A 12,923-nucleotide genomic window follows, 5' to 3' on the forward strand; every position below is an offset into this window, starting at 1 on the left:
CAGGCCAGCTTCTGGGCCAGTTCAACGTCGCGGGGTTTAACAATGCGAAGGGGCTGGAAGCTTTGGGCGATAACCTTTTCGCTGAAAGCGAAGCTTCGGGCGCACCCATTGTGACCACCGCAGGCCAGGACGGCTTGGGGACATTGCGTCAAGGGTATCTGGAAGACAGTTCTGTCGATGCTGTTCGGGAGATTACAGAGCTGATCGAAGCGCAGCGCGGCTATGAAATGAATGCTAAAGTCATTTCTGCGGCAGACCAGATGATGAGCGCAACGGCGCAAATACGATAATGCGCAGTGCTCTTCTCATATGGTTTTGTTTGCTCTCGGGGCAAGCTCTTGCAGACGTGATTGTGGCTCAGCATACAATTCGCCCCAAGACGCTGATTACGGAAGAAGATTTGCTTCTGCGCCCTGTTGAGGTGCTTGGAGCATTGTCTGATCCTGCGGATGTTGTGGGGAAGGAGGCGCGTATTTCGCTTTATGCGGGGCGCCCTATTCGGGCAACAGATCTGCGTGAGCCTGCTGTGATTGACCGAAACCAAGTTGCGAAACTCAGCTATCAAAGAGGCTCGCTTATGATTCAGACAGATGCTCGGGCTCTGGACCGTGCCTCTGTTGGAGAGGTTATCAAGGTGATGAACCTCTCTTCAAAAACCACACTTTATGCGCGTGTCCTTCCTGACGGCACTCTCATCGTTGATCCTTAAAGGGAGCCTTGCATGACGCTTTCAAGACATCAGTTGCTTTGTATTTTGCTGGCTCTCAGCGCCTGTGGCCGGGCCGATCATATCGGCAAACCTCCAAGCTTTACCGACAGCAAAGGCACGCCTGAACACGTTGCCATGATGAGTCAACCTTTGCCTGAAAGCCTGTTTGAAACGGCGCCCGAGGCACAGGCTTCGCTGTGGAGTAAAAGCCGGAACTCGCTTTTGGGAGATCGGCGGGCAATGGAGCAGGGGGATATTTTGACTGTCGTGATTGAGATCGATGACAAAGCCGAAATTTCAAACAAGACCTCGCGCTCGCGCTCTGGCTCGGAGAGTATGTCTGTTCCCAGTTTGATGGGAATCCCACAAAGGTTGAACGCCCAGCTGCCAGATGGCGCCACAATGGAGGATGCTGTCTCGATCAACTCCAACTCGAATTCAAGCGGAGATGGGGCCGTGCGGCGCAACGAAAAACTTACCCTACGGATTGCGGCAACCATTACGGAAGTTTTGCCTAACGGGGTTTTGTTTTTATCCGGATCCCAAGAAGTTCGGGTGAATTTTGAGATGAGAGAGTTGATGATCACAGGCTTTGTGCGTCCTGCTGATGTCAGCCGTCAGAATGAAATTACATATGACAAAATCGCTTCGGCCCGCATTTCTTATGGCGGGCGCGGGCAGATTACGGACGTTCAACAGCCCCGTATCGGGCAGCAAATCGTTGATGCGATCCTGCCTTTCTAAACGAATATTTTCAAAAGGACTGCCCGAACATGGGAAAAATTCTTCCACTTCTTCTTGCTTTTCTTGGCGTTGCTGTTGGTATCGGAGCCGGTTATTTTTTAAGGCCAGACCCTGTTTTGGAAGCCGAGGTGACATCACCCTGTGGTGATGTGGGGGCGGAAGGCGAGAGCGTTGATCATAGCGTTGAAGAGCCCGCGCCCTCTACACTTGAATATGTGAAGTTGAACAACCAGTTCGTGATACCCGTTGTGGAAGAGGCCCGCGTTGGGGCTTTGGTTGTGGTGTCACTGACTGTCGAAGTCACACAAGGGCGTAAGGAAGAGGTATATTTCCGAGAGCCAAAGCTACGGGACGCATTTTTGCAGGTCTTCTTTGATCATGCCAATGCTGGCGGCTTTCGAGGGGCATTTACCAACTCTAATAACATGAGCATTTTGCGCAAAGCCCTGTTGGAAACAGCCAAAGACACCACGGGAGACCTTGTATCTGATGTCTTGATTATGGATATCGCCCGACAGGATGTCTGAGATTTGAACAGCGTCTATCTGTGGCGCGTTAGTTTTTGAGAAATGATTAGGTCGTTGAGGCGCGTAAGCTCTTTGTGCGCGAGGCTCTGGCTCAGGGTATTTTCGTGTTTCTCACAGATTGTGTCGAATGCATGAGCGCGGCCATTGGCCTTTTTCAAAATGCGGCCCTTTTCGTCTTTTAGGGCGCGAAGCCTTGCCAGCTCCATCAAGAGGGCTTCGCGCCTTTGCGAGACCCAATGTTGCCATAGGTAGTCTGCGCCCAAAGCCAGATAGACGGCATCCGGTTCTTGAGATTGGTTTTTCAGTTGATCAAGGATGTCCTGAATACGAGCCATTCTAGTGCAGATGCCTTCGAACTCTGCTTGCGCGGCGTCACGCCGTGCTTGAAGAACTGCTGATAGCTGATCGTTTCTCTGGTTAGAATTGGCCACGTTTCACCTTCGCTTTGATCTGATCTGCAAATCGAATGGCCGCCGCAACAGACTTGAAATGAGCGGGGTCGATTTCTTTATCAATCCGGGTTGTCGCATAGAGCGCACGTGCAGTGGGCGGGTCGCGGTGAATGGGTATGTTATGTTCGCGCGCGATTTCTTTTATGGTTTGAGCGGCCTCATCTACACCTTTGGCGACACAAATTGGAGCAGAGCCAGGCAAACGGCTCCAGGCCAACGCGACGGCATAATGTTCGGGGTTTACCACGATAACGGTGGCTTCCGGAACGCGAGCTGCCATTTGATTGAGCGCCAAGTCCTGTGCTTTGTGACGGCGCGCGCCTTTCATATGCGGATCGCCTTCGGCTTCTTTTTGTTCATCACGCATCTCCTTGTCGGACATACGGTTTTTTCTAAGGTGCTCATTATACTGAAATAAATAATCAATACCGCCAACCGAGAGCGCGACAAGGAAGGCAACAAAGAAAAATTCGGCGCTCATTTTGAACATCAGTAAGACTGCGCTGCCGGAGGACATACTTGTGACGGCTGCAATGTCGCTTAGGCGGGCTTGCAGAAACAGGCCCAGACATATTGAATAAATCAAAAGTTTTAGTGTGCTTTTGAGGAATTCAAATATCCCGCTTCGGCCAAATTTATTTTTGGCATTAGACAGCGGGGAAATACGAGACATCTTGAACAGGAGCTTTTCAGGCGCGAAGGTAAACCCCTTTAAGGCGATCAGTACCAAAATCACGCTGCCAGCAGGCACCAAGAACCATCCTCCTGTCACAAGCCAGACTGATTGCATCAGCCCGCCTGTGAGATTGCGCGCGCCCTGCATATCTTTTGCCAGAAAAGCCTGCTCCATAAAGCCTGCCATTTCGGCACAGAGAAAAACAAGCGTGGTCGCACCAAACCCTGCGTAGACAAGCAGCATCCCGCCATAACTTGCGGCGACCGAGAGATCTGTAGAGCGGGGAATTTCGCCTTTTTTGCGCGCATCATCGAGCTTCTTTTGACTGGGCTCATGTTGCTTGTCGTTGTTTTCCTCTTCACTCATCGCATGAAATCCGCAGGCTGGGAGAGAAAGCTATCAAGAGCGTCCCACCAGATCATCAGCATCAATGGCCCGAAAATCAGCAAGAAGAGCAAGCCCCCCGCTGTGATGACAGGGGCGCCGACAAAGGCAACCATAAGCTGTGGCATCGCCCGATTGATGACCCCGAGGGTGAGGTTGTAAAGCACTGACATAACCAAAAACGGGGCGGCCAGAGAAAAGGCCAAATCAAAACACCGCGCCACCAAAGCGCTTGCCCACTCCACAAAGAGTGACACATCTGGCGGCGCGCCCAATGGCAAGGCGCGATACGACATTTCAAGCAAGGCAATGACCCGGACTGGCAAACCCATCAGCATTGCCAAAGCAAGTCCCGAAATTACGAGCATATGGCCTATTGCTGGCATAGGTTCTGCTGCGGCCCCTGCAAAAAGCTGTGATAAAGAGGTTGCTTGAGCGGCCATTGAGCCTGCTGTTTGCAAGGTCAGGATGAAAAGTCGAAGGCCAAGCCCGAGGAAAAGCCCGATCGTGGTTTCGGTTGCAAGTCGCTGTAAAAATAGAGCTTCGCTCTTTACGGCAACCAGATCGGGGGAAACAACGGGCACCATGATCGTGGTAAAGCACAGCGCCAACACAAGTTTAATGCGTGCGGGCACAACAGTTTCTCCGAAACCGGGCATAAACGCGACGATAGGGGCGATCCGTAAGAACAGGTAGAAGCCAATCTCTAAAGCTTGCTGGCTTAAGCCGATGAGGGTTGCCAACTCGGCGTTCATGCAGCAACCACGCCAACAAGGGAGGGATGGGCATCAAGGCCAATTTCTTCATACGAAAAGACTGGAGCAGAGATCCCTTTGGCTTTTGTCAGAGTGCGCAGGAACTTTCGACGGCGGGCGGATGTAACGATCGCGGCGGAAATACCTTGTTCAGAGGCCTGAGTGACCTTTTCGGCCAAGCGGTTGGACAGTTTGTTAAACAGGTCAGGTGGCAGGGCGATGTCTAAACCACCACGCTCAACGCCAACCTGATAGCTGTTGAATTCGTCTTCCCACTCAGAGGCCAGCTGAATGAGCGGAATCGTTCCGTCTGGCCGTTTCCACTCGGCCACAAGCTGAAAGCCCAGCCTTTGGCGAACGTGCTCGCAGATCACATCGACTTGCGCATTGACCGCGCGGGCTTCTGCAATGGCTTCAAGGATCAGGGGTAGATTTCGGATCGAGACCTGTTCGTCTAACAAGAGACGTAAAACCATATGTAAAACGTCTAGCGGCACTTTATCCGGGATCAGCTCGTCAAAGAGTTTGCGATTTGCGTCATTGCGTTTTTGGTCTGATAAATTGGTCATTTCATCAAGCAATTTGCGAAGGGATTTTAGAGAAAACAGGCGGCTGAAGTTTTGTTTGACCAGCTCCAAGAGATGGGTGGCAAGAACCTCACCTGGAGCGATGACCGTAAGGCCTTGCAAGACCAGCTCTTCGCGATACCGAACAGGAACCCAACGTGCCTCGGCACCATAAACAGGCTCTCGGACATCAACGCCGTCGGGTAGAGAAGAGGTGAAATCTCCCCTCAGGACCAAGACATGCGCTGGGTAGAGTTCGGCTTCAGTTTGCGCGACACCTTGCACAAAGACTTTGTAGACCCCGACAGGCAGGGCAGGATTATCTGTTAGGCGGATTTCCGGTAGGATCACACCATAGTTGCCTGCCACATGATTTCGAATATTTGCAATCCGCGCATCAAGCCCTGTGCCCGCATCGAGTATCATATCGACCAGATCGGGCGCAAATTCGACGCTCAGATCATCAATGTCCAAAATGTCACCCAGTGAGCGTTCAAAAGGCTTTTCGGGGGCGTCAGTTAGTGCGGGCAAATTATCTGTTTTAGCGTCTTGTTTTGAAAACACGAAATATGCAGCGGCGGCCAAAACGGTTGCGCCTATCAGGAATGGAAGCAACGGCAAGCCCGGCACTAAGGCAAACAAGAGCATCATGAATGCAACTGTGCCAAGCGCGGCAGGGTGCTTGCCGATTTGTGACAGCAGGGCGAGATCTGTTGCGCCTTTTGCCCCTCCGCGTGCGAGAAGAAGGGCGGAGGCAATTGAAATGATCACTGCGGGGATTTGTGTCACCAGACCATCGCCGACAGTGAGAATAGCGTATGTTTCAAACGCATCCCCAAGCGCCATGTCATGCACAGCAACGCCCATCACCAACCCGACGACGAGATTGAGAAAGGTGATCAGCAGCCCTGCAACGGCATCGCCTTTGACGAATTTTGATGCGCCATCCAGTGAGCCGAAAAAAGTTGTTTCGAGCTGTTCGCGTTCGCGCCGTTCACTTGCCTCATTGTGGCCGATTGCACCGGCAGACATATCAGCGTCAATCGCGAGCTGTTTGCCTGGCATCCCGTCCAAAGCAAAGCGCGCTCCGACTTCGGCCATGCGTGCGGCGCCTTTTGTGATGACCATGAAGTTTACAATCAACAGGACACCAAAAACGACCAGACCCAAGAAGACGTTTCCGCCCATCACAAAATTTGCGAAGCCTTCAATCACGTCGCCTGCGGCGCGTGTGCCTGTATGACCTTCCCCAATGATCAGCTTGGTCGAAGATATATTGAGCGATAGCCGTAGCATGAGAGAGGCCAGCAATATTGTGGGAAAGGACGAGAAATCTAGCGGGCGCTCGATAAACAATGTGACAGTGAAAATGAGAATCGCGAGTGCGAAGGATGTGGCAAGCCCCATGTCGAGCACCCAAGCAGGCATGGGCAAAATCATCATGACAATGATCGCCATCAGGGCGAGGGCGAGTAGCACGGTAGGCTGAAAAATTGTGTGAACCGCTTTCATGAGCCTGGCCCGAAGAGTGGCTGCGCAGCGGTGAAGAGGCTAAACCCATCGCGCGGGCTTAACATCATTAAGGAGCCGGCCGAAATCGGCTCGCCATGTGACTGCAATAGTCGATATCCGTTCGGACGAAGCGCTTTGGGTGCGGCGATATGGGTGCTAAACTCTGTGTTTTGTGGTTCTAATTTTGCCAAATGGGTGGCGAATAGTTTTTTGTAATTTTCGGCATATTTGGGCGTGCGGGAGTGATAGGCTCCAACCGCCTCATCCCAGCTGCCGAATTCTGCATAAAGCTGGGACAAAAACTGAGCCGCGTAAGTGGCATTGGAGATAGGGTCAAACATTTCCTGAATTGAGGAAAAGGCTTGAGAGTGCCATTTGTAATTGAGCTGGAAACATCCGACATCAAAGCTTCGCGCGCCTGCTTTATAGTGCTTGTAAACATACGCACGTGCCAGTTCGGCAGTTTCAAACCATACCCCTTTGCCTTCCATATTTACGGTCCAGGGCCAGGGGGAAAACTCCCCGTTGAAGACACGGCCAGTCTCTGTGCGAGTTATGGCTTTGAGAATTTTCAGGGGCACTTGGCTCTGTTTGGCAACCGCTCTCGCAGCTTGATCGCAAGCGTCCATGTCATCGGGTTGTGCCGTCAAGGGGGAGGCACCCTGTGAGACAAACCATATTAAGGCGACGGCCAAGATAGAGCTTGTGTTTGCGGTCTTCATCCATTTGTCCCAACGTGTTTTAACTTGGACCAAGTTTAGACAAATGTGGTTTAGAATTGGTTATTGCGTCTCTTAAACATCACCGTTGAATGGCAGATTGAGCGTCGACCGTATGGCGCTCCAATACACCCGTGACCAATCCGCGAAGCTCTTCTGTTTCGCGCAATAAATCCTGGCTGTTGGCGAGGCTTGTGTCTCGATCCAAAGGGGGATTTAGCCCGAGTAAGGCCTGTTCGGTTTGCCAGTCATCGGGGTCAAGCGCAGTCAAGCCTGATCTGTCATCTGCCAGCCAGGCCTGCTCCGCAGCAGCTTGATTTTGGCCAAGAGTTTCCAAAACGATTTGAGCGGCGCGGTAGTCTTCTTGCTTTACTTTTATATCTGCCCTCAAGGCCTCAACATCCGGGCCATCCAGCCCTAGAAGCTCGGCTTCTGCTTGCCGTGTATTTCCCAATCCAAGAGCCGCTTTTGCTCGAATCATTTTGCGAGGGCGCTCTGACTGTCGTTCGGCGACAGACGATAAGAACACCAAGGCACGGCTTTCAAAACCGAGGCTGATCAGGCGTTCTGCAGCGCTATGCTCGGCCTCACTGTTAAATTGCAGTTTCTCTACATCGGGTGAGAAGGTGAGTTCAAGAAAGGTTAGGTCATCTGCGGCCTTGCTCAGTTTGTCCAAAACAAAACTTGCCGATTGGAGAAGATCGGGCTGTGCGAGCTGGGGAGCTAACTCTGCCAAGTCTGTGAAGGCCTGTTGAAATTGGCCCGCCGAAGTGCGAGCGATCAAGGCGGCTCGTGCCATCTCGACGCCGAGAGGATCTTGGCGATATTCAAGCGCGAAAGCCTCAATCAACTCAGAATCTGATTGGGAAACGGTTTGACCTGCTGCCACTTGCAGATTGATTTTATCTATCAGCGCTTGAGGTGCTTTTTCCCCGTTTGCAATGATGACCTTTTCAAGGTCTTTTGCTGCTTGATCGGGCTCTCCCGCCGATATCTCGGCTTGTGCCGATACGAGTGCGACAGCAACAAGGCCTTCGGGCTGTCCGCGACCCATATGACGCGCAACATCTTTCAAAAGAGAGTCTTCTCCGATCTCTTGCAAACGTTCAGATAGAAAAGGCCCCAAGTGTGCCCGAATGTGCAAAGGCAGGGCACTAAAGCTCCTAAGCACAGATTGGCTGTTGAGCGGCATATCGGGGCGTGTTTTATCGCCGGCCAAGAGCGCCCAAAACGCGGCGGTTGTTTCGCAGTCCAAATACCAGCCGTCGGGCTTCTCGCCCGTTAGAACACCATCCTCAACAATATCAGCCATAGCCAATAGCTGAGGTTCTGCCTTAAGTGTTGCAACCTCTGTTAAGACTTGAACGGCTTCCAGCCCAAGCCCATAGCCGATATATGCTTTGGCCAATTCGGCAACAATACCTGGGTCGGGTTGGTCAAACTCTCCGAAAATTTGCGCGCGTAGGCGCCCCGTATGGGCGGTAAAGCCTTCATCAGTGACCCAATCTTGCAAAGCTAGCTTTTCATCTGTCATGCATTTCTGCCCATTCCGATTGAGAATTTGACTGTCTTGAGACATCAACAAATCACGATCGGCACTTGAAAATGCACGCATATTTTGGCCCTCAGGCGCTGGAGGGAGTTTGTCGGCAATTACGGTTCTTGGCGTCTCACTTGGGCGGGGCGTTTTTTCATCCTCTATTGTGGGTATCTTGTTTTGAGGAGTGACAAGCCCTTGAGAGGCCACTCGGCCCATGTCTTCGAGCAAGCCGCGCTCTGCAATACGGCTGCGCTCGGCGCGATTGATTTGGGTCTCCACTGTCGCGGTTGGAGCGGTGAGGGCGAGCTGTTCGGAACGTGGGGTTGAAGTGTTTGTCCGTTTGTTTGGAAAGACCAAGGGGAGCTGGAAAGCACTCGAGGTTTGCTTATTTTGGTCGTCAGCGGTCGCCATCTGCTCAGGGGGGATTGCTTCGGTGATTTGAACGGGCGTCTCACGGGGCGTCCCATAAACATCCAGCACCAACATCGAGGTGCCGGCAAAAAAACTTCTGATTTCACAGTCACAGTTGAGAGCAATAGAAAGCGCAAACGGGTCGCTTGCGAGACCCACTGATACCACGCGCCCAGCGCTCAATCTTGGCATGACAGACGTGAGATTAAAATTTGGTTTCAAACCATCAAATGTGATGGTCTTGATGTCATCTCCCGATATATCCCATTCCACTCTTTGAGGCAGATCCAATGCAAGCCGCGTAAACCCGTCATGCTCGCCGCTGCGAACTGTTACAGTCTGGCCGTAAACTTCTAGTGGCAGGGCCAATAGGAAAAATATGAACAAAAAGGGCTTCATGCGGCGCCTTGCTTCAAGTCTTTTAGGGCTTCTTCAAGTTCGGTGAAGCTTGGACGACAATGAGACGGTGTATTCTGGCGACCAACTTCGATACAAATGTTGGTGGAGTGATTGTGCAAGTTTGCGACCAATACTTCTCGGATGAGTTGGTAAAAATGGGCATCATCCTCCACAACAGTTTTGACCTTTGTTGAAAACGGACCAACGAGGCCATAGGCCAAAAAAACGCCCAAGAACGTTCCAACAAGCGCACCGCCAATCATTTTCCCCAATACTTCTGGGGGCTGGTCGATAGACGCCATGGTCTTGATCACCCCCAGAACCGCCGCCACGATTCCGAGTGCGGGCAGGCCGTCTGCGACAGTCTGAAGTGCATGACTTGAATGCAAAGCATGGTGCAAATTTGCTTCCATCCGCTTTTCAAGAACTTCCTCGACCTGATGCGGATCGTCGTAATTCATGGAAGCAGAACGCATTGTATCACTGATCAGATCAACGGCCTCCCGATCAGTTAGAATTTTCGGATATTTGGAAAAGATCGATGATTGGTCTGGATCTTCAATATGCTCTTCAATTGCGACCGGATTTGCGCGAGCCAACTTGATCAACTCAAAAAGGAGGCACAGCAAGTCTTTATAGTCTTCATGTTTCCACTTGGGCCCTTTGAAGACTTTTCCCATATCCTTCATTGTGTGCTTAACGGCCGCCATATCATTTGAGATGAGAAAGGCTCCAACTGCGGCGCCGCCAATCATCATCATTTCAAAGGGTAAAGCCTTCAGAATGATTCCCAACTTGCCTCCTGCAAGCAAATACCCTCCGAAGACCATGATAAATATCACGGCAATTCCGATAAGACCGACCATCTGCACTCACCTCATTTCGTTCATAGTACCATACCGTGCGGGAAGTTAAGAAATGCCTCACTCCTTGGGAACATTTGCATTGCGCCCTGCGAGAATTACGCTGATCGAATAGGCGCGTTCTGCGGATAAGCCGGCCATAATCGAAGCGGCAGAGGCAGGCTTCATGCGCCCAAGGAACCCTGCGGAAAACTCGGGTGCCATCTGTTCGAACAAAGCCGAAGCATCTTTAGGTTTCATGTTTTCGTAGACTGTTGTCAGCTGGGCAAGGTCGGTCTCTGCGGCAGAATCTGCCAAAGCCAATGTGGCCCTTAATTCAGATTCGGCTTTGGAGAGCGCCGCGAGCTTTTGTTCAATTTTTTCATCAGCAACGGTCAGGGCCTGCATACGGTTTTTGATTTGTAGCTCCTGAGAGGCAATTCGCTCTTCACGCTCGCGAAAGGCAATCAGCATACTGTTCAGATCTCCGACCGTTTCGCAGCCACTTTCAGGAGCATCGCTTGCTTCGGCTTTTGGCTGGGCTTTTTCCAGTGCGATTGCTTCGCTGGCGCTTAGCCCAATGCGCAACACTGCCGACCCAATCAGCAAAAGTGAAATCGTGAAGAGCGCGCCCCGTGCAGGGCGGGCGGAGCGGCGGATAAAGGCCTTAATCATTGCGGCCTCTCCTCGGGAGCGCGACGTGTAAAGACAGGCTCTGTAACGGCGTCATGCACAGGCTTTGCGACAGATTGAGGCTCGTCTCGTCGGGGCTGTTCTTGTGGCAAGTCGTGCATTGAAGCCACCAAGAGCTCCAAGCGCTGGGCGACATTTTCGGCCCGATCGGTAAGGCCGTCCAGAGAACTGGTGGAGGCCGAAGCGGTTGTCCTTGCGGCTTCTAGTGTTTTGGTGAGGTCATCTACTTGAGCCGACAGAACCGCGACGGCCCCACCAACACCTGTTTCGAGATCGTTAAAACGGGCCAGCCGGCGGGCCAGAACATAACAATAGACGCCTGCCCCCAAGGCCCCGCCGACCAGCAAAATATCAGCTAAAAATTCCATTTTCCCCTCCTTAATTCAAAACAAATTCCATAATCAGCAGGTCATTGACCCTGCCTTCTCCGACAACCAGCTGCACGCGCCGAAGCATTTGGCCTCGCAAGCGCACAAGCGCCGAGGCATTTTTCAAATCCTCAAGCTCGACTGCGCGCAAATAACTGTTGAGCACATCGCTGATTCGGGGCAGCAGCTTTTCAACGTCAGCCTTGTGCTGGCCAGGAGTTTCGAGCTGTGCCCTAAAGCGCAAATGCCTGTCGCGGCCATTGTCCAAGAGCGAGACTGTTAAGGGGTCAACTTCGACAAATGCTATGTCGGGTAAATCCTGCACAACCTCTTCTTCGACTTTTTTTTCAGGGCTTTCGGCCCCAAAGAGCAGACCAGAGTAAACGGCAAAGAAGCCTCCGCCTCCGCCCGCCAAGGCGAGGACAAGTCCAATGATGATTGGAAGTTTTGATTTTTTCTTTGGGTCTTCGTCTGGTGGGGTTTCGGGGTCTGCCATCTTGTCCTCGCAGGATTTTTTACAAAACCTCTATAACCTCAACGGCCCTAACCGATTGTTAAGGCTGTTCGGTCAAATTGGCTTCGAAACGGGCAGAAGCCCAAATACAGGAGAGCCATCCTTGGAGCAGTTACAGAACGTATTTGCATCGACTGATCTACGCCGCAAAATCATTGCGGGGTTAGCTGCAGCAGGGATGTTTGCGGCGATTCTTGCCATGACAAATCTTGCGTCCAAGCCGAGTTTGACCCTGCTCTATTCTGGCCTTGAAACGAGTCAGGCGGGCGAAGTCGTCAAGTCTCTTGAGGCGCGGGGTGTGACATATGACATTCGGGGTGGCTCTATTTTTGTAGAATCCACACAACGAGATGCCCTGCGTATGACGCTTGCGAGCGAAGGTTTGCCTGCCAACAATACCAAAGGGTATGAATTGCTCGACACATTGAACGGCTTCGGCACCACTGCGCAAATGTTTGATGCTGCTTACTGGCGGGCCAAAGAAGGAGAATTGGCGCGCACAATTGCCGCAAGCCCTCTTGTCTCGACTGCGCGTGTGCATATTGCGAACAGTTCCCGCAATCCGTTTCAAAAAAATGCCGAACCATCGGCCTCTGTCTCTGTCACGGCCACAGACGGGACCATGCCAGCCAATCATGCAAAAGCTTTGCGCTATCTGGTTGCTTCTGCTGTTGCGGGGCTTTCCGCCGAAAATGTGACGGTGATCGATGATAAGGGCGGCCTCATTGGAACGAGTGACGAAGTGGCATCCTCAGGCGCAGGGCAAGACAAAGCCGAGGTTTTACGTGCCAAGGTCCAAAACCTGATCGAAGCCCGTGTTGGATATGGAAATGCTGTTGTGGAAGTGAGTGTTGAGACGGTCACGGAAACCGAATCTATTCGTGAAACCCTGATCGACCCTGATAGCCGAGTCGCGATCAGCACCGATACGGAAGAGCGCTCAGGCAATTCGACTGAAGCCGCAGGTGGCGACGTCACGGTTGCGTCAAATTTGCCAGATGGGGCCGCGGGGAATGGAGGCGACAGCAACTCGAGCCAAAACACCGAGACACGCGAGCGTGTAAACTATGAAGTCTCCGAAACCTTGCGAGAAATCACGCGTGCTGCGGGCG

15 protein-coding genes are annotated in these 12,923 nt (G+C 52.2%); 5 read left to right on the forward strand and 10 right to left on the reverse strand.

Annotated features, from left to right (window positions below; genetic code table 11):
* From ACTF58_RS03510 to ACTF58_RS03525, 4 genes are all read left to right on the forward strand, one after another.
* Positions 1-290 (forward strand): flagellar hook-basal body complex protein (locus tag ACTF58_RS03510; RefSeq protein WP_438990582.1); only part of this gene is annotated, 290 nt, incomplete at its 5' end.
* Positions 290-709, forward strand: a complete 420-nt coding sequence (gene flgA, locus ACTF58_RS03515) for a flagellar basal body P-ring formation chaperone FlgA (RefSeq protein ID WP_438990583.1) — start codon at positions 290-292, stop codon at positions 707-709. The genes ACTF58_RS03510 and flgA, both read left to right, overlap by 1 nt.
* 12 nt (positions 710-721) lie before the next feature.
* The gene (gene flgH / locus ACTF58_RS03520; RefSeq protein ID WP_438990584.1) at positions 722-1,453 is read left to right on the forward strand and encodes a flagellar basal body L-ring protein FlgH; all 732 of its coding nucleotides are present in this window, start codon (positions 722-724) and stop codon (positions 1,451-1,453) included.
* A 29-nt stretch (positions 1,454-1,482) separates the two neighbouring features.
* Complete coding sequence (locus ACTF58_RS03525; RefSeq protein ID WP_438990585.1) at positions 1,483-1,980, forward strand: flagellar basal body-associated FliL family protein; 498 nt, start codon at positions 1,483-1,485, stop codon at positions 1,978-1,980.
* Between the two features lie 14 nt (positions 1,981-1,994).
* On the opposite strand, the gene ACTF58_RS03530 is transcribed toward ACTF58_RS03525, so the two are convergent.
* The 10 genes from ACTF58_RS03530 to ACTF58_RS03575 form a co-directional block, all read right to left on the reverse strand.
* Positions 1,995-2,411: a hypothetical protein gene (locus ACTF58_RS03530; RefSeq protein ID WP_438990586.1), complete on the reverse strand. Its 417-nt coding sequence runs from the start codon at positions 2,409-2,411 to the stop codon at positions 1,995-1,997.
* Positions 2,398-3,474: an EscU/YscU/HrcU family type III secretion system export apparatus switch protein gene (locus ACTF58_RS03535; RefSeq protein ID WP_438990587.1), complete on the reverse strand. Its 1,077-nt coding sequence runs from the start codon at positions 3,472-3,474 to the stop codon at positions 2,398-2,400. Before ACTF58_RS03535 ends, ACTF58_RS03530 begins: the two co-directional genes overlap by 14 nt.
* Entirely contained in the window at positions 3,471-4,247 is a 777-nt protein-coding gene (locus tag ACTF58_RS03540) for a flagellar biosynthetic protein FliR (protein WP_438990588.1), read from the reverse strand. Before ACTF58_RS03540 ends, ACTF58_RS03535 begins: the two co-directional genes overlap by 4 nt.
* A complete protein-coding gene (gene flhA / locus ACTF58_RS03545; RefSeq protein WP_438990589.1) occupies positions 4,244-6,325 on the reverse strand; it encodes a flagellar biosynthesis protein FlhA in 2,082 nt (693 codons plus the stop codon). The genes ACTF58_RS03540 and flhA overlap by 4 nt, the downstream gene beginning before the upstream one ends.
* Positions 6,322-6,816 (reverse strand): transglycosylase SLT domain-containing protein, encoded by a 495-nt coding sequence (locus ACTF58_RS03550; RefSeq protein WP_438990590.1) that lies wholly within the window; start codon positions 6,814-6,816, stop codon positions 6,322-6,324. Before ACTF58_RS03550 ends, flhA begins: the two co-directional genes overlap by 4 nt.
* 310 nt (positions 6,817-7,126) lie before the next feature.
* Positions 7,127-9,394, reverse strand: a complete 2,268-nt coding sequence (locus ACTF58_RS03555) for a hypothetical protein (RefSeq protein ID WP_438990591.1) — start codon at positions 9,392-9,394, stop codon at positions 7,127-7,129.
* Complete coding sequence (gene motA, locus ACTF58_RS03560) at positions 9,391-10,260, reverse strand: flagellar motor stator protein MotA (RefSeq protein ID WP_438990592.1); 870 nt, start codon at positions 10,258-10,260, stop codon at positions 9,391-9,393. Before motA ends, ACTF58_RS03555 begins: the two co-directional genes overlap by 4 nt.
* Before the next feature lie 57 nt (positions 10,261-10,317).
* On the reverse strand, positions 10,318-10,911 hold the full coding sequence (locus ACTF58_RS03565) for a MotE family protein (protein WP_438990593.1): 594 nt from the start codon (positions 10,909-10,911) through the stop codon (positions 10,318-10,320).
* A complete protein-coding gene (locus ACTF58_RS03570) occupies positions 10,908-11,297 on the reverse strand; it encodes a hypothetical protein (RefSeq protein ID WP_438990594.1) in 390 nt (129 codons plus the stop codon). The genes ACTF58_RS03565 and ACTF58_RS03570 overlap by 4 nt, the downstream gene beginning before the upstream one ends.
* Before the next feature lie 10 nt (positions 11,298-11,307).
* Positions 11,308-11,793: a flagellar basal body-associated FliL family protein gene (locus ACTF58_RS03575; RefSeq protein WP_438990595.1), complete on the reverse strand. Its 486-nt coding sequence runs from the start codon at positions 11,791-11,793 to the stop codon at positions 11,308-11,310.
* 121 nt (positions 11,794-11,914) lie between these two features.
* Here ACTF58_RS03575 and fliF point away from each other — a divergent pair.
* On the forward strand, positions 11,915-12,923 hold a 1,009-nt coding region (gene fliF, locus ACTF58_RS03580; protein WP_438990596.1), incomplete at its 3' end, for a flagellar basal-body MS-ring/collar protein FliF.

The organism is Lentibacter sp., assembly GCF_965657785.1.
Taxonomy (GTDB): domain Bacteria; phylum Pseudomonadota; class Alphaproteobacteria; order Rhodobacterales; family Rhodobacteraceae; genus Lentibacter.

What these genes read in the sequence shown, in the direction of transcription:
- flgA (WP_438990583.1), top strand. Translation starts at nt 290, where the DNA reads ATGCGCAGTGCTCTTCTCATATGGTTTTGTTTGCTCTCGGGGCAAGCT.
- flgH (WP_438990584.1), top strand. Translation starts at nt 722, where the DNA reads ATGACGCTTTCAAGACATCAGTTGCTTTGTATTTTGCTGGCTCTCAGC.
- ACTF58_RS03525 (WP_438990585.1), top strand. Translation starts at nt 1,483, where the DNA reads ATGGGAAAAATTCTTCCACTTCTTCTTGCTTTTCTTGGCGTTGCTGTT.
- ACTF58_RS03535 (WP_438990587.1), bottom strand. Translation starts at nt 3,474, where the DNA reads ATGAGTGAAGAGGAAAACAACGACAAGCAACATGAGCCCAGTCAAAAG.
- ACTF58_RS03540 (WP_438990588.1), bottom strand. Translation starts at nt 4,247, where the DNA reads ATGAACGCCGAGTTGGCAACCCTCATCGGCTTAAGCCAGCAAGCTTTA.
- flhA (WP_438990589.1), bottom strand. Translation starts at nt 6,325, where the DNA reads ATGAAAGCGGTTCACACAATTTTTCAGCCTACCGTGCTACTCGCCCTC.
- ACTF58_RS03550 (WP_438990590.1), bottom strand. Translation starts at nt 6,816, where the DNA reads ATGGAAGGCAAAGGGGTATGGTTTGAAACTGCCGAACTGGCACGTGCG.
- ACTF58_RS03555 (WP_438990591.1), bottom strand. Translation starts at nt 9,394, where the DNA reads ATGAAGCCCTTTTTGTTCATATTTTTCCTATTGGCCCTGCCACTAGAA.
- motA (WP_438990592.1), bottom strand. Translation starts at nt 10,260, where the DNA reads ATGGTCGGTCTTATCGGAATTGCCGTGATATTTATCATGGTCTTCGGA.
- ACTF58_RS03565 (WP_438990593.1), bottom strand. Translation starts at nt 10,911, where the DNA reads ATGATTAAGGCCTTTATCCGCCGCTCCGCCCGCCCTGCACGGGGCGCG.
- ACTF58_RS03570 (WP_438990594.1), bottom strand. Translation starts at nt 11,297, where the DNA reads ATGGAATTTTTAGCTGATATTTTGCTGGTCGGCGGGGCCTTGGGGGCA.
- ACTF58_RS03575 (WP_438990595.1), bottom strand. Translation starts at nt 11,793, where the DNA reads ATGGCAGACCCCGAAACCCCACCAGACGAAGACCCAAAGAAAAAATCA.